This is a genomic window from Croceimicrobium sp. (assembly GCF_965228705.1).
GTDB lineage: Bacteria > Bacteroidota > Bacteroidia > Flavobacteriales > Schleiferiaceae > Croceimicrobium.
In genome coordinates, this window is record NZ_OZ245832.1 from 297,351 (window position 1) to 316,888 (window position 19,538).

Annotated in this window: 6 protein-coding genes and 1 other RNA gene; 5 read left to right on the plus strand and 2 right to left on the minus strand. The window is 44.4% G+C overall.

Annotated features, from left to right (window positions below):
- The first annotated feature begins 70 nt into the window (after window positions 1-70).
- From ACO05P_RS01280 to ACO05P_RS01300, 5 genes are all read left to right on the plus strand, one after another.
- On the plus strand, window positions 71-6,523 hold the full coding sequence (locus ACO05P_RS01280; RefSeq protein ID WP_421752981.1) for a fibronectin type III domain-containing protein: 6,453 nt from the start codon (window positions 71-73) through the stop codon (window positions 6,521-6,523).
- A 110-nt stretch (window positions 6,524-6,633) separates the two neighbouring features.
- The gene (locus ACO05P_RS01285) at window positions 6,634-13,308 is read left to right on the plus strand and encodes a fibronectin type III domain-containing protein (RefSeq protein ID WP_421752982.1); all 6,675 of its coding nucleotides are present in this window, start codon (window positions 6,634-6,636) and stop codon (window positions 13,306-13,308) included.
- Window positions 13,309-13,368: 60 nt separating this feature from the next.
- Window positions 13,369-13,875, plus strand: a complete 507-nt coding sequence (locus ACO05P_RS01290; protein ID WP_421752983.1) for a Smr/MutS family protein — start codon at window positions 13,369-13,371, stop codon at window positions 13,873-13,875.
- Window positions 13,876-13,894: 19 nt separating this feature from the next.
- An RNA gene (gene rnpB, locus ACO05P_RS01295) (RNase P RNA component class A) lies at window positions 13,895-14,241 on the plus strand.
- Between the two features lie 13 nt (window positions 14,242-14,254).
- Window positions 14,255-14,425, plus strand: a complete 171-nt coding sequence (locus tag ACO05P_RS01300) for a hypothetical protein (RefSeq protein ID WP_421752984.1) — start codon at window positions 14,255-14,257, stop codon at window positions 14,423-14,425.
- 52 nt (window positions 14,426-14,477) lie between these two features.
- Here the strand turns inward: ACO05P_RS01300 and trxB are convergent, their stop codons facing one another.
- Window positions 14,478-15,428: a thioredoxin-disulfide reductase gene (gene trxB, locus ACO05P_RS01305; protein WP_421752985.1), complete on the minus strand. Its 951-nt coding sequence runs from the start codon at window positions 15,426-15,428 to the stop codon at window positions 14,478-14,480.
- Between the two features lie 85 nt (window positions 15,429-15,513).
- Window positions 15,514-18,954 carry a pyruvate carboxylase gene (locus ACO05P_RS01310; RefSeq protein WP_421752986.1) on the minus strand — a complete coding sequence of 1,147 codons (3,441 nt, stop codon included), beginning with the start codon at window positions 18,952-18,954 and terminating at the stop codon, window positions 15,514-15,516.
- Window positions 18,955-19,538: the final 584 nt, after the last annotated feature.

The following is a 19,538-nucleotide window of genomic DNA, read 5'->3' on the forward strand; positions in this document are numbered from 1 at the left end:
TTTATTTTCCGTGCACTTCTCGTAACTTCCCCTCGGGTACTATTTGTTATTAATCTATAAAATCTATTCTATGAGGAAGTTACTACTCCTTTGTAGTTACCTTGCTGCTATATCCCTATATGGCCAAGGGACTATTACTACGAGTCCGCCATTGACTCCTAATAATGGTTCGAACGGAATCTCCTTTCGAGTTGAATCCACTTCTCCAATTGAAATTACAGGCTTGTCGAATATCTTTACCAATGGGGCTTCAAGCGCCACGGTTTGGGTTCGCCAGGGTGGTGTTTCAAGTGGAGGAACTCCCAGCGTTTCTACTGCAAATGGATGGTCCCAGGTGGTGGTAAATGCTCCTCTTACCGGAGCGAATAGCACTGCCTTGGTGAATATACCTTTTGGCAGTGTGAAAATACCCGTGCCTTCCGGTGGAGCAGTTGGTATATTTATCGAAACCACTTCGGGTACTACACGATACCAAACTGGTACTGCCTCTGATCAGGTTACCTTTAGTGATGGTACAGCTACGGTTAGTGTGGCAGATTCTGTTGCTTATGGTGGGGGTGTTCCCACACCAACTAACAATCCACGCCGTTTCTTGGGTTCCGTGACTTATGCCCTATCCGTAACAGGAAACTGTACACCCTTTACTGGATTTCAAATTGACAGTATCAGTGGCACTGCTGCTAAAGTGAATTGGACTCCCGGAACGGGAAACACCGGTTATAAATTGGAATATGGCCCGGCAGGATTTACTCCCGGTACCGGTACAGTAGTAAATGGTACTTATCCTACCAGCCCGGTTACTCCACCTGTAATTTTAAGCAGTTTGAGTGCCAGTACCAGCTATGATGTTTATTTAGAGGAATACTGTAATAGCGGAACTGATACTGTAGGTTTCCCTACTCCACAAGGTTTTACTACCACCAAATTATGTGGTGCGCCAACCGCTTTTACCGAATCTAATCTTTCTTCCAATACGGTTGATGTGAGCTGGTCGCAAGCCGGATCTTATAATGAAGCTTGGGTAATGTGGGGGCCAACTGGCACTACCCCTGGAAGTTCAGGTTGGGATGTTGATACGATTCTGTCTCCAACCATGATGTATACTATTACCGGCTTAAGCCCTTCAACAGGTTATGATATTTACCTGGCTACAAATTGTGGCGGTGGTAATGGGGTGTCGGATACCGTAGGTCCAATTCAAATTGTAACGCCTATTCAAGGGCCACAAGGTTTAACTTGTACTACCGGTCAGGCTGGTTTAATTTTTCAGGATGACTTTGAAACTCAATTAGGCTGGACTGGTGATTTTGGATCGGGAACCACCGCTTCCAACTGGAACTATCACTCAGGACCTACTGGATCTACTGCTACTGGACCTACCGGTGCACATAGTGGCAATACCTATTTATATACCGAGGTATCGGGTACTCCATCTGGTACTAATATCGAAGCGATCTCGCCAAGAATTGACCTGAGTTCTTCATTCAATCATGCAGAACTTTCATTCTGGTTACATGCCTATGGAGCCAATATCGACACTATAAAGGTTCAGGTTGGCGGCTCTGTCACTGGTCCCTGGAATACGGTATTTACTAGAGTTGGACAAGTTCAAACAGCCAATGCAGATCCCTGGCAACAAGTAGGAGTGAACCTCGATGCTTATGTTGGTTCAGCAATTTACCTGCGTTTTATGACGGTTCATGGTACCAGCTTCAATGGTGATGTTTCCATTGATCTGGTGGAGGTAAGCTCCTGTCAAACATGTCCTTTCCCCAGTGCTCCAACGCTTAATTATGTTTCCAATGATTCTGCATATTTCACTTGGACTGGTACCGGTTATGACTATGATGTAAATTGGGGTCCACGCGGATTTACCCAAGGATCACCATCTACTGTATTTGATAGTACAGCCACTACCAGCATTGGATTAAGTGGATTAAATGGAAATACCGCATACGATATTTACATCCGAAACGATTGCTCGGATTCAGCCAATGGAACCAGCGGTTGGGTAGGACCCATCACTTTTGTGACCCTTTGTAATCCACTTAGCGCTCCATATACCAATAATTTTGATAGCGATTCTATTGATGCTCCTCCCATTTGTTGGGATAACTTCTTAGTTGGAGGAACCAATATAACCTTTGCCAATGCAGATGTTGAAGTACCGAGTGGTAGTTACCCACCTATATCTCCAGCCAATGCGATTCGTTTCTATAATTACAATACCGATACAACTTGGTTGATAAGTCCACAATTCAGTGATCTTTCTGCAGGAGATAAGCGTATAAGCTTCTATGCCATGACTACAACTACCGCTACTCCCAATAACCTGGTTGTAGGTACTGTAGCTAGTCCGGGTGATCATTCGAGCTTTGTAGCGATTGATACCATTGATGTACAGCGAAATTACGCTCAGTATGTGGTGGATCTTACTACTGCAAATGGATACAATGGAACTCATGAATTTGTGGTCCTTGAACACGCTGGTCCGGATTTCCGTACCTATTACATTGATGATTTCGTATATGAGCAAATTCCGGCTTGTAACCCTCCTTTAAGCAGCACCTTAGGTGTTAATTATGTTACGGCTACTACCGCAGAGGTATTCTGGGGTTCAGGTTCGGATGGCGATACTACCTGGATTGAATGGGGCTTACCTGGCTTTACACCCGGTTCCACTAATTTAGGACGTATTGCAGTTAGTGGCGCGCAAGACAGTGCACTTATCAGTGGTCTTTCTGCAGAAACTGATTATGAATTCTATATTCAGGATAGCTGCTACGGAAATGGCAATAGCCCTTATGTAGGCCCTGGAGCATTCCGCACGGCTTGTGCAATTGTTGCTCCCGCTATTCTCCCATTAAATGATGGATTTGAGAATTATACCAATGGTCCAACCTTTAGTGCAAATGCCTTCTTATGTAATCCATCTTATTACTGGACTTTTGAACCAGGTAATACAAATGGACGAGGTCGCTTACAAGGAAATAGCGCCTACTATCACAACGGCTTACAGGCCTTTACGATGGATAATAGTTTGTATACAAACCCATCGCAAACGTCTTATCTCACCATGACGGTAGATTTAAGTAGCTATACCACCGCTGGCGGTATCAACTTAAGTTTCTTCTTAATGGATCACAGTAACCAGAATCACCCTGATAATAAGGTTTGGGTACGCGGTGCACCAAGTGATCCCTGGATCGAAATAGTGGACTTAAATACAACCGTATTTGGAAACTTTGGTAGCTATGATTCCATTATTGATTTGGACATCATGGCACCTATTACCAGTGCAGGACAGTCTGTAGGGAATAGCACTCAAATCCGTTGGGGACAAAATGATTTTGGTTCAGCCACATCAGCAACTTGCTGCTATGGTTATACCATTGATGATGTTTCATTAACGGCGGTTAGCTGTCCCAATCCAAGCGCTTTAGGGGTAACTAATTTATTAGATACTACCGCAACTATGGGCTGGGCGAATAGTAATTCTGCCAGTCAGTATCAATTCTGGTTTGGCCCACAAGGCTTTTATCAGGGTACAACCACTACCACCGGAACGAAGTTCTTTACTTCATCCAGTAGTGTTACCGCAGATACATTGAGTCCAACTACTTGTTATGAGTTCCTGGTACGCAGTGTTTGTTCAGCTGGAGATACCAGTAATTGGGTAGGACCCATTCAGTTCTGTACTACCTGTCCGGTAGGATATGCTATGCCATATTTCACCGACTTTGAAAACAATAGTCCTGGTGTAGCAACAGGTACTCCTCCGGGGTGGGCAAACTGTTGGACGCAGCAATCGGCCTCCGGCGCCACTGTGCGCTGGGAAGCAGAAGATGCCAGTGGCTCAAATGAGAACTCCCTAAATACGGGGCCATTCCTGGACAATACCCTCGCACCTCAATCCGGTGGTATGTATATGTATTTGGAAACCTCTACTTCGGGTTCTTATGCAGATTTGGTATCACCAGGAATTAATTTGGCAGGATCAACCAATCCACAGATTGAGTTTGCCTACCATATGTATGGGGCAACAATCAATAAGTTGGTGATTCTGGCAGAGAATGTTACTACTGGAACAATCACCACGCTCGATAGTATTGTGGGACAACAGCAAACTGCCGGTTCAGATCCTTTCAATACACATGTAACCAATGTGAGCAGTTTAGCTAGTGGCTCCTATCGTTTTATCTTTAGAGGATATCGCGGTACTTCCTTTACTGGCGATATCTCAATTGATGATGTTTGGGTAATGGAAGCTCCAACCTGTCCTCGTCCTTCGGGATTGATGCAGGATAGTGCCAACTTAAATAATATCACGGCAAGCTGGACCTCCAATGGTACTGGTTCATCCTGGGAAATTGAATACGGTCCGGCAGGCTTTACGCCCGGTAGCGGAACCACGGTAATTGCTACCAGTAATCCTTATACAATTACCGGTTTAAGTTCAGCTACGGCATACGACGTATATGTACGTGAAATTTGTGGACCTGGCGATACCTCTTTAAGAGTAGGACCTAGTCTGATGAATACCACCCTCTGTTTAGCGAGTGATCAATGCTGGCATGATGTTGATCTGGAAGACACCTTTGGTGACGGATGGAATGGCGGATTGGTAGATGTGATCCAAAATGGAGTGGTAGTAGCAACCTTAGGTCAGAGCTTTACAACGGGTAACCTTTATCAGGATTCGGTATTGCTCTGTGATTTGCTGAATACCGTATTTGTATTGCAGAATGCTGGAGGTTGGCCATCCGAAATAGGTATCACCGTTTATACCCCCTGGGGAACTCAAGCGGGTCAATATGTTGCCAATGGATCAACCGGTCAGGGAGATACCTTAGTGGCCATGACCGCTCAGTGTAATCCACCTACTTGTCCTCAACCAACCGCTTTGGTTGTGAACTCCGTAACTGGAACCACTGCTAATGTGGGCTGGACTGCCGGTGGCACGGGAACCGCCTGGGAAGTAGAATACAGTACTGGTACATTCTTGCCGGGTGCAGGAACACGAGTATCTGCAACTACCAATCCATTTACCATTACGGGATTAAGTGGTTCTACCAATTACAATTTCTACGTTCGTGAAATCTGTTCACCGGGTGATACTTCGGTATGGGCAGGCCCAATGAACTTTGCAACGGCTTGCGTTACAGCTACTGCTCCTTACTTTACCGATTTCGAGAATATTCCAATAGGTACTGGTACAGGTACTCCTGCAACTTGGGGTAACTGTTGGTATGCAGAAACTTTAAATGGTGCTACGGTGCGTTGGGAGTCTGAAGATGCGAGCGGTTCGAATGAGAACTCTGTTGGTACAGGTCCATTTACAGATGCTACCATGCATCCAGCCTCTGGCGGTACCTATATGTATATTGAGACCTCAACCTCTGGTACTGGCCCAGCTGAGTTAACTTCACCAACTATTGATTTCAGTAGTTTAAGTCAACCAGAGTTGCGTTTTGCTTATCATATGTTCGGAGCTACCATCAATAAACTGGTGATTCAAGCTGAGGATATTAATGGTAACCGAATTGCGATTGATAGTTTGGTGGGTCAGCAGCAAACTGCACAATCGGATAGTTTCTTTATCCATACTGTAGATTTAAGTAGCCTTCCTCAAACTACCTATGCCTTTGTATTCCAGGGCTACCGTGGTACCTCATTTACCGGCGATATTTCTATTGACGATGTAAGTGTGGATGAGCAAGGTAGTACCGGATCAAGCTGTCCCGCTCCTCAAAATGCCATTGCAACTAATAATGTGGGTTGCGATAGTGTTGAAGTGGACTGGATGTCTGCAACCGGTGGATCTATCATTGAATATGGTCCAGCAGGATTTACTCCAGGTACCGGAACCTTTACCAATGTGGTAACTGCTCCTTATACCATTTACGGATTAAACCCTGGTACCGCCTACGATATTTGGGTAGCAGATATTTGCTCTGGTGATACCAGCAATTATGCCGCTATTAATATAAGTACGGCCAGTGGACCATTACCCGTGGCTTCGATCGGCTCCGTTACGGATACTATTATCGGAAACCAATTCATTCTCTATCTTGATGCGAGTGGAACCACAAATGCCACCAGTTATACCTGGGACTTTGGTAATGGGGTAACCGGCAGTGGTATGAAGGATACCGTGGTATTCTTAGGAAATGGAACCTATACCGTAATACTAACTGCATCTAATGGTTGTGGTAGTGATACCGCCAGTTATCAGGTTTACGTAAATATTGGCTTGGGAGAGAATCCTTTAGCTAATCATTTGAACGTTTATCCGAACCCGGCTAACTACAAGGTTAATATTAGCTTTAAGGAAGTAGGAAGCGCGGATGTAGAGATTCGTTTACGTGATGCACAAGGTCGCGAAGTAATGTTTATTAGCGATCGAATGCAGAGCGGAACCTATAGTCAAGATATAGATGTGAGTGATTTGGCTCGCGGAATATATACAGTTGAAGTGAAGTCAGGCGGACTAACAGCTCACCGCCGATTGAGCCTGAACTAATAGATTTTATCTAATGATTTTTTAACCCCGGCCTTGTGTCGGGGTTTTTTTATTGCTTGATGTTCAGTAAATTGAGGCACTATTATTCTGTATTAACCTATTTCATTACAATGAGGAAACATCTACTAGCCTTAGGTGTCCTTGTCTCAGGCGCTCTGTTTGGCCAAGGAACCATCACGACGAGTCCGCCATTGACTCCCAACAATGGATCAAATGGAATTGCATTTCGAGTTGAAGCTACTTCACCGATTGAAATTACCGGATTAACCAATGTCTTTACCAGCGGTGCTACTAGTGCAACGGTTTGGGTCCGACAGGGAGGTGTTACTCCCGGAGGAACACCAAGCATTACAAGCGCTAATGGTTGGTCACAAGTAGTAGTGAATGCTCCTATTACCGGAGCTAATAGTACTGCTTTGAATAATATCCCCTTTGGTGGGGTTAAAATTCCTGTACCATCAGGAGGTGCCATCGGAATTTTTATTGAAGGAACTTCCGGAACTACCCGTTATCAAACCGGAACCAGTGCTGATCAGGTGATTTTTACCGACGGTACCGCTACGGTTAGTGTTGCGGATTCGGTAGCCTATGGTGGTCCTCCATCAAGTCCTTCCAACAATCCCCGACGTTTTGTGGGAACTCTAACTTATGCCTTATCCGTTACCGGAAATTGTACTCCCTTTACTGGATTTGCAATCGACAGTATTAGTGGTACAGCCGCTAAAGTAAACTGGACTCCAGGTACCGGAAACACCGGCTACAAAATAGAGTACGGTCCAGTTGGCTTTACGCCAGGTACAGGTACTGTGGTTAGTGGAACCTATCCAACATCTCCGGTAACTCCTCCGGTAGTATTAACTGGCTTAAGCCCCAATACCAATTACGATTTGTATCTGGAAGAGTACTGTAATACCGGTACTGACACAGTGGGCTTCCCAACGCCACAAGGTTTTACCACTACCAAATTATGTGGTGCTCCTACGGGTTTTGCGGAGTCTAACCTCACTTCCAACTCCGTTGATGTAAGCTGGTCGCAAGCCGGTTCTTATACGGAAGCCTGGCTTATGTGGGGTCCTGCGGGAACCGCTCCCGGTAGTGCCGGTTGGAATGTAGACACCATTATGTCGCCAACAATGACCCACACTATTCCGGGTTTAAGTCCATCCACCGCTTATGACATTTATTTGGCCACCAATTGTGGTGCGGTGAATGGAGTGTCTGATACTGTAGGACCACTTCAAGTTGTAACCCCAATTCAAGGTCCACAAGGATTTACCTGTTCAACCGGTCAGCCGGGATTAATCTTTCAGGATGATTTCGAAACACAATTAGGTTGGACCGGCGATTTTGGAACTGGAACTACCGCTTCTAATTGGAATTATCATTCGGGTCCAACTGGATCCACCGCTACAGGTCCAACCGGGGCTCATAGCGGTACCAATTATTTATATACTGAGGTATCAGGTACCTCCAGTGGTACTAATATTGAGGCCATTTCACCTCGAATTGATTTAAGTACTTCATTTAATAGTGCCGAGCTTTCTTTCTGGTTACATGCTTTTGGTGCTGATATCGATACCATCAAAGTACAGGTGGGTTTATCCGCTACAGGTCCATGGAATACCGTGTTTACCCGTGTTGGAGAAGTACAAACCGCCAATGCTGATCCCTGGCAACAGGTAGGAGTAAATTTGGATTCTTATGTTGGATCCGCTATCTACTTACGATTCCTAACCGTACATGGCGCCAGCTTTAATGGTGATGTATCTATCGACTTGGTGGAAGTTACTTCCTGCCAAACCTGTCCATTCCCAGGAGCTCCATCCTTAACCTATATTTCCAATGATTCAGCCGCTTTCTCTTGGTCTGGTGTTGGCTATGACTATGATGTAAGCTGGGGCCCACGTGGCTTTAGTCAAGGTTCTTCTTCAGCAAGCTTAGATAGTACCACTACCAATAGTATTGGTCTTGGCGGTTTGAACGGTAACACCGCTTATGATATTTATATCCGTAACGATTGCTCAGATTCAGCCAATGGAACCAGCGGCTGGGTAGGTCCCGTAACTTTTGTGACCCTATGTAATGCGCTTACTGCTCCTTACTTCAACAATTTTGATACGGATTCTATTGATCAAGCTCCGATTTGTTGGGATAATGCATTAATCGGTGGAACCAGTACCACACTGCCCAATGCGGATGTGGAAGTACCTAGTACTACTTATCCTCCGATTTCTTCTCCAAACGTAGTTCGCTTCTACAATTACAATACCGATACTGCTTGGCTAATCACACCACAGTTTAGTGATTTAAGCGCAGGAGATAAGCGGATTGTATTCTATGGAATGACTACCACTACTGCAAGCCCTAATCCTTTGGTGGTTGGTACGATTTCTAGTCCTGGAGATCGCTCAAGCTTTGTTCCCATTGATACTATTGATTTGCAACGTAATTATGGGCAGTATGTAGTGGAATTGACTACGGCGAATGGCTATAATGGTACGCATGAATTCATTGTATTGGAAAATGCCGGACCTGATTTCCGTACTTATTACATTGATGATTTTGTGTACGAGCAAATTCCAGCATGTAATCCTCCATTGGTGAGTACCTTAGGTGTTAACTATGTAAGCTCAACAAGTGCTGAAGTAAGCTGGGGATCCGGTTCTACTGGTGATACGACCTGGATCGAATGGGGCTTACCAGGCTTTACCCCAGGATCTACTAATTTAGGTCGCATTGCTGTAACCGGTGCTCAAGACAGTGCATTGATCAGTGGTCTTACTGCTCAAACTACCTATGAATTCTATATTCAAGATAGTTGCTACGGGGTAGGTAATAGTCCTTATGTTGGACCATTGGCCTTTACTACTGCTTGTGCTATAACTTCACCAGCTGTATTGCCAATTAATGATGGCTTTGAGAATTATTCTTCCGGCCCAACTTTCAGCAGCACGACCTTCCTTTGTAATCCAACTTATTATTGGACTTACGAGCCAGGAATTAGCAATAGTCGTGGAAGATTACAAGCGAACAGTGCATTCTACCGCAACGGTTTACAAGCCTTTACGCTGGATAATAGCATTTTTATAAACCCATCTGAAACTAGCTACTTGACTATGACAGTCGATTTAAGTGGTTATACTTCGGCGGGTGGTGTAAACCTGAGTTTCTACTTAATGGATCATAGCAACCAAATCCATCCTGATAATAAAGTTTGGGTTCGCGGTGATCATTCCGATCCATGGGTTGAGGTTGTTGATTTGAATACCACCGTATTTGGAAACTTTGGTAGCTATGACTCTATCATCAATTTAGATATCAAGGCTCCATTAACTAATGCGGGTCAGAGCTTAGGTGCAAACACTCAGATTCGCTGGGGTCAAAATGACTTTGGTTCTGCTACCTCTGCTACTTGTTGTTATGGATATACCATTGATGATGTATCCTTAACCGCTGTTGCTTGTCCGGATCCTACCGGTTTAAGCACAGCTGCCTTATTCGATACAACTGCTACCCTTACCTGGGCTAACAGTGGTGCCGCATCACAATATCAATACTGGTTTGGACCAGCAGGATTCTATCAAGGAACCACTACCACCGCAGGTCAGAAGGGCTTTACCAATAGTAGCTCTGTAGTTGTGGATACCTTAAGTGGTCAAACTTGTTATGAGTTCTTGGTACGTACCGTTTGTAGTGCCGGCGATAGCAGTGCCTGGGCTGGACCTTATAGCTTCTGTACTCCTTGTTCGCCTATTAGTGCACCTTATTTTAATGATTTCGATAATCTGCCTCAGGGTAAAGATTTGGGATGCTTTAATAGTATCGAAGATCCATCCTTTGCCAGTTCGAATTTCTTAGGAGTAACCATTCAAACTTCAGCTACCTATCAACCGGTCTCATCACCGAATACGGTAGAGTTTGACAACAGTAGTTTAACAGCTTCTCCATTATTAATGGTTTCGCCTCCTACCTCAGATATGACGGCCGGAGATAAGCGCTTGCGTTTCTTCGCTCGTAGTACCTCGGTAGCCACTGTGCGTACCTTAATTGTGGGTACGATCTCTAATCCTACTGATGCCTCCACCTTCACGGCTATGGATACCTTGGTGATGACCTTAGGCATGACTGAGTACATTGTAGACCTTACCGCTGCAAATGGTTATAATGGAACCGACAATTACTTTGCCATTGCGCACGGTCAATTGCAAACCTTCCAGTATATCTATTTGGATGACTTAAACTATGAAACGATTCCAACCTGTGTGCGTCCAAATGCACTTACCGTTTCTGGTATTAGTCAAAATGCAGCTACTGTAAGCTGGACAAATGCCAATGGTAATAGCTCTGCGAACTACGAAATGGAATATGGTATCGGTCCATTAGGAGATCCCGGAAATACCCGTATGCTCACCAGTAACAGCTCTGTTTCCTTAACAAGCCTTACGGCGGGAACCGGCTACTGTGTTTGGGTTCGTGAAATTTGTAGCCCTGGAGATACCAGTTTCTGGAGAGGGGCAGAGTGCTTTAGTACGCCATGCCCGGTGAGCTACAATGCTCCTTACTTTACCAATTTTGAAGGAATTAGTTTAGGTACTGCCACCGGAACTCCTGCGGGATGGGAAAACTGTTGGACACATAATACCGTATCCGGTACCGTACGTTGGGAGTCTGAAGATTCGGAAGGAGCCAATGAAAACTCTTTGGATACAGGTCCCTTTACTGATAATACCTTAGCTCCAGCATCAGGAGGTACATATATGTATTTGGAAACCTCAACTTCTGGCGGTCCGGCAGAATTAATTTCTCCCGGAATTGATATCTCTACCGTTACTAATCCAGAATTAGAATACCACTACCACATGTATGGTGCAACCATGAACAAACTGGTGGTGTATGCTGAAAATAGTTCTGGTACACGTACAGCAATCGATAGTATTATCGGCCAGCAACAAACCGCAGGATCTGATCCTTTCTTACGCAGAAACGTATCCTTGGCTTCACTTACAGCGGGAGTGTACAATTTCATCTTTGAGGGCCATCGCGGTACTTCATTTACGGGTGATATTTCTATTGATGATGTAAGTGTACAACAAGGAGCTACTTGCCCTCGTCCATTGAACTTGAATGGAGATCCACAGACGACCACTTCAGCCATCGCTCGTTGGGGAAGTACCGCTCAGGCAACTTCGTACCAGGTACAATATGGTCCTACTGGCTTTAGTCCTGGTAGCGGAACATTTGCGGTTACCACTGCAGATTCTATTGTACTAAGCTTTGCATCGGCCAATAACCTATGCCAAGATGTATATGTACGTGCTATCTGTACTGCGGGTGATACCAGTGTATGGTTAGGTCCGGTTGCTATTTGTCCTGAAGAAGTTACTTGTGACAATATTGATCAGTACGATGCTTCATTAGAGCTTTACGATCAATCGGCACTTTTTATTCCATGGGCCGGAAATGCTGGTGATGTAGAAATCATTACCACTCAATCCAGTTCTGCACCTAATGCAGTACATATCCATGACCAAGGTCCAAATGGCTTTAGTGATTTAGTAGCTTATTTTGATACTATCTCTGCCGGAGCCTGGGAAATTAGTTTTGATATGTATGTTCCAACCGGAAACGGAGCCTACTATAACATCCAGCAAAACCATATAGGTGGCGCAACTGGAAACTTATGGGGTGGGGAAATTTACTTCCTCGATAATGGTACCGCGGATGTGGTTTATACAACCGGATCTAATTTGGCAGGTACCTTTAATTATACCCAAGGCCAATGGATTACAGTAGGTACTGTGATTGACCTTGCCAATGATTCGATCTGGATTAAATTGAATGGTGTCAGTACCGGTGTTGGATATGCTTACTCGGCAGCTAATGCAGGTGGTCCATTGCAATTTAATGGTGTGAACTTCTACTCTGGAGTTCGACAAACCATGAACTATGATTGCGACTATTATTTCGACAATTTCTGTATCAATCCTTATGTTCCTGCCACTTGTCCTCCAATTACCGGATTGGCTTCTACTGCGAATATTGCATGTGATAGTGTTGAAATCGATTGGACCAGTGGTAGTGGAAACTCCGTTTTAGAATACGGTCCGAGTGGCTTTAGTCCGGGTACCGGTACCATGGTGAATGTAACCAGCACTCCCTATGTTGTAAATAGCTTGAGTCCAGGTACGGCTTATGACTTCTATGTAGCCGATATTTGTGGAAACGATACCAGTGCTGCAGTTTCTATTACTGAAACCACGGCCAGCGGTCCCTTGCCTGTTGCAAGCTTTACCGTAAATGAGACCATTATTGGCAATACCATGCGAGTAATTGTTGATGCGAGTGCTAGTACGGGAGCAACATCCTATTCCTGGGATTTCAATAATGGAACAATGGGATCAGGTGTAATTGATACCAATACCTATTTAACCAATGGTACCTATACTGTTTACTTAACCGTTAGCAATGCTTGCGGATCAGTGACGGATTCGGCTACAGTATTGGTAAATATTGGCATTGATGAAAACCCATTAGCGCAATCGCTGAATGTATATCCAAACCCAGCAAAAGATCGGGTTCGTATTAATTTCACAGAAGTAGGAAGTGCCGATGTTGAGATTTATTTACGCGATGCTCAAGGGCGGGATGTATTACATCGCAGTGATCGCCTGGATGGTGGTCAGTATACAGGCGACTTAGACCTAAGTGGTTTAGCTAGCGGAGTATATATGATCGAGATTCACTCTGGTGGATTAAGAGCACACCGTCGATTGACAATTCATTAATAGTCTTTAATTTTTAAAGAAAGTCCCGACCCTCGCGTCGGGACTTTTTATTTTTGCCCTATGGCATTTAAGATTGGCGATATCGTTAGTTTCTTACACGAGGGAGGCACCGGAACCATTCTCAAGATGAAAGGTGATCAGGCGGAGGTAATGATGGATCATGGCTTTGAAGAGTGGATTCCACTGGCAGAGTTAGTTCCGAGAAAAGCCCTGAATATTGGTGAGGTGCAAGCAAAAGATCGCCCGCGCACTTCTTTGGAAAAGGGCAGAGCTAAAGCCAAAGCGGCAGAATTAATAGAGGCAGACCTTCACTTTGAGGCTTTGGTAGACTTTCCCAAAAACTTCTCCTCTCATGAGAAATTGCAGATTCAATTGAACGAAGCGCGTAAAGCCATTGATAAGGCCCGTAGGGCGGGAGTGAAGAAAGTAGTGCTTATACATGGTGTGGGGCAAGGACGTTTGCGTGATGAAATCTATGCGATGCTCGAACGTATGGATCGAATAGTCTTTTATGATGCTTCATTTGCACGCTATGGAAAAGGAGCCACTGAAGTGGAGCTGCGCTAATTCTGATGTACCTTTGCGGCAAACAGGCCGCCTTATCGCTTCGATGAAAGTCGGGGAGGAAAGTCCGGACAACATAGAGCGCCGCGCTCCTTGAAAGGGGAGGAGAGAAGGAAGGAATTCCTCCTTTACAGATAGTGCCACAGAAAATAGACTGCCTCGATTTCGATTGGGGTGAGGGTGAAAAGGTGCGGTAAGAGCGCACCGCGCTGTTGGTGACAACAGTGGCAAGGTAAACCTCGCGGGTTGCAATACCATGTATACCGGGGCTTGAGCGCTGCTCGTGCGATCCCGGAGGGTAGGTAGCGTAGATAAATGATAAGGACTCCCCAGGGAGTACAGAATCCGGCTTACAGGCCTGTTTTATTTAGCTTGAGATTAAATGGCAAAGAAAGGCTGGAAATACTATAAGCAAGTTCGAAAGAATCAAGGTTGGAAAGGCTTGATCAAAGAAGCTGGTTGGCCAGTAGCAATAGGATTATTCGCCTTCTTCCTTATAAAGGGCCTGGTATGGCTGGCGGTATTTTATGGCTTGTTTAAGGCTGTTGAATAAAATAAAAAAGCGACCCATTGGGTCGCTTTTCTTATAGATCTTGTTTTGAGTATTAACTCTCCACCGCCACTTCATATTCTTGCAAATAGCGCTCTGCTTCCAAAGCACCCATACATCCACTTCCTGCAGCGGTAATGGCTTGGCGATAGTGTTTATCCTGGGCATCACCTGTGGCAAAAACACCTGGTAAATTGGTGCTGGCGGTTCCAGGCTTGGTTTTGATATAACCCACATCATCCATATCAATCTGACCTTTGAAAATATCGGTATTGGGCTTGTGTCCGATTGCTACAAAGAAACCTTCAGCTTCAACCACTTTTTCTTCACCGGTTTCATTGTTCTTTACACGAACACCAGTTACCGTTTTCTCACCTAATACTTCCAGGGTCTCGGTATTCCATAGAACCTCAATATTAGCCGTATTCTCCACGCGTTGTTGCATGATTTGAGAGGCCTTCATGTGGTCTTTACGCACTAATAAAGTTACTTTAGGACAAAGCTTGGCCAAATAAGTAGCCTCTTCAGCAGCAGAGTCTCCACCACCAACAACCACTACATCTTTACCTTTAAAGAAGAATCCATCGCAAATGGCGCAGGCAGAAACACCGTGTCCCATCATCTTTTTCTCGGATTCCAATCCCAAGTATTTAGCACTGGCCCCAGTGGCAATAATCACAGTACGAGCCAAAACTTCTTTGCTTTCGTCGATGGTTAATTTGTGGTACTCGCCAGCGATCTTGCTTAGCTCCGCTTTGGTAACCATTCCGAAGCGAATTTCAGTTCCGAAACGCTCCGCTTGCTTTCGTAAATCTTCCATCATAGCCGGACCCATAATTCCTTCGGGATAACCCGGGAAATTCTCTACATCGGTGGTAGTGGTTAATTGTCCGCCTGGCTCTAAACCAGTATATATGATGGGTTTCAAATCAGCGCGGGCTGCATAAATCGCAGCAGTATACCCGGCTGGTCCGGAACCAATGATCACGCAATCGTGCTTTTCCATTTTTCTAAATTTTGGGCAAAGTTAATTTTTCAGTAAAACCCTAAAGGCTTCCCAAGTCACCTTCTATATTTTTATAGATCAGAGACTATGGCTCAAGCACCAAAATTAAGTCATCTTGAGCCACCATGGTATTGTCGCTAAGCTCAATATTCCTGACAGTTCCATTTTTACTGGCCAAAACCGTGCTTTCCATTTTCATGGCCTCAATCACAAAGAGCGGATCATTCTTTTTTACCCGATCTCCAGACTTGACCAACACTTTTACCAGTTTACCCTGGAGTGGTGAGCCTACATCATTGGCTTCGGTGGCCTTTTTATTTTGAACGGTATTTACTTCAATGCTTTGGTCTAAAACTTCCACATGGCGATTCTGACCATTGAGTTTGAAGTATACCTGACGCTTCCCATTAGGATCGGGTTCCGTGATATTTAAGAAGCGTACCAAAATGGTTTTTCCCTGATCTATTTCCACCATAAACTCTTCGTTCTGATCTAAACCATACCAAAAGTTTAAACTGGGAATTCGCCATACTTCCCCATAATTGCGACGAAATTCTAGATAATCCTTGAAAACCTTGGGATAAAGCTTATAACTCAGAAAATCCAATTCGTTGAGGTCGGTACCTAATTCAGACTGGAAACTTTGAAACTCCTTCTCAAAATCCACGGGTTGAAGATGCTGATTAGGTCGATCGCTAAAGGGCTTTTCATTCTTCAATACCAATTTTTGGAATAAAATTGGGAAGCCACCATGAGGTTGGCCAAGCTCACCTTTAAAAAAGCTGATAACAGAATCCGGAAAGGAGATCTCTTCTCCCTTGGCGATAAGGTCATCTTTAGTATAGCCATTGGTAGTCATAAACATGGCCAAATCTCCTACCACTTTAGAAGAAGGGGTAACCTTAACTAAATCACCCATAAGATGATTGGCATCTTTGTAATTCTTCTTGATGGTTTCGAATTTATCTTCAATACCTAATCCTCTGGCTTGTGGGCGTAAATTAGAATACTGTCCACCAGGTATTTCGTGTTCATATAATTGGGCTGTTCCGGCTTTTAAGCCTGATTCGAAAGGATAATACCATTCTCGGAGATTTTCCCAATAGGAACTAAATTCATTGAGTTTAGCTAAATCCATTGGGTTTTCCCTTTCATGGCCTTCCAGGCTGGCCAAAAGAGAATTGAAGTTCGGTTGCGAGGTAAGTCCACTCATGGAGTCTATTGCCACATCAATTATATCTACACCGGCTTCAATTGCCTTAAGGTAGGTGGCAGATTGAATACCAGAAGTATCATGCGTATGCAAGTGAATGGGTAAATCCACGGCCTTTTTCAATTCTGTGATCAGTTTCTGAGCAGCATAAGGTTTTAATAATCCTGCCATATCCTTGATCGCTAGAATATGTGCTCCCATATCCTCAATTTTTCGCGCCAAATCCAGGTAGTATTGAAGGCTGTATTTGGGATGTTTTTTGGGATTGCTGATATCACCGGTGTAGCAGATACTCACTTCTGCCAATCCTTGTGTGCGTTCCAAAACTGCTCGGGTCGAAACTTCTAATTGCTCAGTCCAGTTAAGGGAATCAAAAATCCGAAAGACATCAATACCATTTTCCCAGGATTTTTCAATGAAACGCTCTACCAGGTTATCTGGATAGGCCTTATAGCCCACGGCATTGCTGGCCCGGATTAGCATCTGCGTAAGCACATTGGGCATAGCTTCCCTTAATAGTCGTAGACGCTCCCAGGGATCTTCCTTTAAAAATCGCATACATACATCAAAGGTGGCACCGCCCCAAATTTCCGCTGAAAAGAGTTGAGGAAAACTTTTGGAATAGCTTTCGGCGATGTTTAAAAGATCAATGGTACGAACTCGGGTGGCTAATAGGGATTGATGTGCATCTCTAAAAGTGGTGTCGGTGAAATAAATGGGCTTTTGATCCTTAAGCCAAAGGGAAAAGTCGCGAGGGCCTAATTCAGTAAGTAAATTCTTGGTTCCGGGGGTATGAGCCGAATGCCGATCATAGGAAGGCACAATAGCGGGCTGAAACTTCTTATTGGGATCGTGATTTTTCACCTCAGAATTACCATTTACAATCACATCTGCCATATAGCGAAGAATGCGAGTTCCTCGGTTTTTGGGTTTGGTGATTTCAAGGAGTTCAGGGTGCTTTTCAATAAAGCTTACCCTCTGTTGTCCCTCTCTAAAAATGGGGTGGGCGATTACATTTTGCAGAAAGGGAATATTGGTTTGCACCCCGCGGATTCGGAATTCAGACAGGGCCCGACGCATACGGTCGCTGGCTACATCCAGGCTACTGCCCCAGGCGGAAACTTTCACTAACATCGAATCGAAGAAAGGCGAAATGGTAACCCCGGGATAACTGCTACCTTCATCCAGGCGAATGCCCATACCAGCGGCGTTGCGATATGCGATAATGGTACCATAATCCGGACTAAAACCTTGGGCCGGATCTTCAGTGGTGATTCGACATTGAATAGCATGTCCGTTTACCTTTATCGCATCTTGATTAGGGATACCAATAACATCACCTGTAAGGGCTTCACCCATGGCCACTTGGATTTGGGCCTTAACAATATCATAGCCGGTAACTTCTTCCGTTATGGTATGCTCAACCTGAATACGGGGATTCACTTCAATGAAGTAGATGTTTTCATCTTTATCCACTAAAAATTCTACCGTACCAGCATGGGTATAATTAACCGCCCGACCAATCTTTAGGGCGTATTCATGCAATTGTTTGCGTGTTTTATCTTTTAAGGTCGAGGCCGGTGCCACTTCAACTACCTTTTGAAAACGCCTTTGTACGGAACAGTCCCTTTCATGTAAATGAACCAGATTACCATGTAGGTCACCGAGCAATTGCACCTCAATATGTTTGGGGTCTTCAACAAACTTTTCAATAAAGATCGTAGGGTCTCCAAAAGCTTTGGCGGCTTCACCGGAAGCTTCTCGATAGGCAGAAAGAAGAGCCTGGGTATCGCGCACCACTCGCATTCCTCGGCCTCCCCCTCCGGATGCTGCTTTGAGCATAATAGGAAAGCCAATCTTCTCTGCGGCCTCCAGGATTTCGTCCTCGCTCTGTAAGCCATCAGCCCCCTCAATCATGGGGATATTAATTTTTTGGGCTAGTTTTTTGGCCGCAACCTTATTTCCCAACTGTTCCATGATTTGGGCTTCCGGGCCGATAAAAGTGATCCCTTCTTCGGCGCAGCTACGGGCAAAATCAATGTTTTCACTGAGGAACCCATAGCCTGGATGAATAGCATCTACCTTTTGTCTTTTGGCAATACTTAAGATTTCCTCAATATCTAAATAGGGGCGGAGCGGTTCATCGTCGTCGCCAATTTTATAGGCTTCATCCGCCTTATAACGATGTAGCGAATAGCGATCTTCAAAGCTGTAAATCGCAATGGTTCTAATTTTTAATTCGGTGGCAGCACGGAAAATGCGAATGGCAATTTCCCCACGGTTAGCGACCATTAATCTTTGGATAGTTTTCATCTTGAGAGACAGAAATTTGAGAGTGGAAATTACAGTATCATCTGGCCTTCAGGATTAAGCCAAGATTTAAAATGCATGAAAAAACCCCGACACTAAGGTCGGGGCCCCAACAACGCATAGTGCGCTGTTTAGTACAGTATAATGCTTTGACCCTCATGGCTTAATCGTGAGGAACCTGTAAGTTAAGAAATTATCTGCCTAAGCTTAAGGTCTTGATCCTAAGTTTGTTTGGAAAATCGAATTTAGGACGATTCTAAAGGCCCACTATACCGGTTTTAAATGAGAGGCTATTCTTGTGGAGCACGGAGTGAAATTAACTGAATCAGTATCTTTCAAATTGATAAGCTTCATGTAATCAATGAGGTAGCTGCTTATTTTGAAATACTTAAATACCGGTATTTGGAAATTGTGCCAGCTTGGTTTAAAAATTCTAAACCTATAAAGTGTGTTTTGGTAGGATTTTTTAAGTCTCTTACAACCTATTTTAAAGGAAATGCGCTACTTTGATGTTCTTAACCTGCTGCTTGAAAATGAAGAGAATTTACTTGAGGAGTTCAGCACTTTTAATACCGATTACCAGCCTT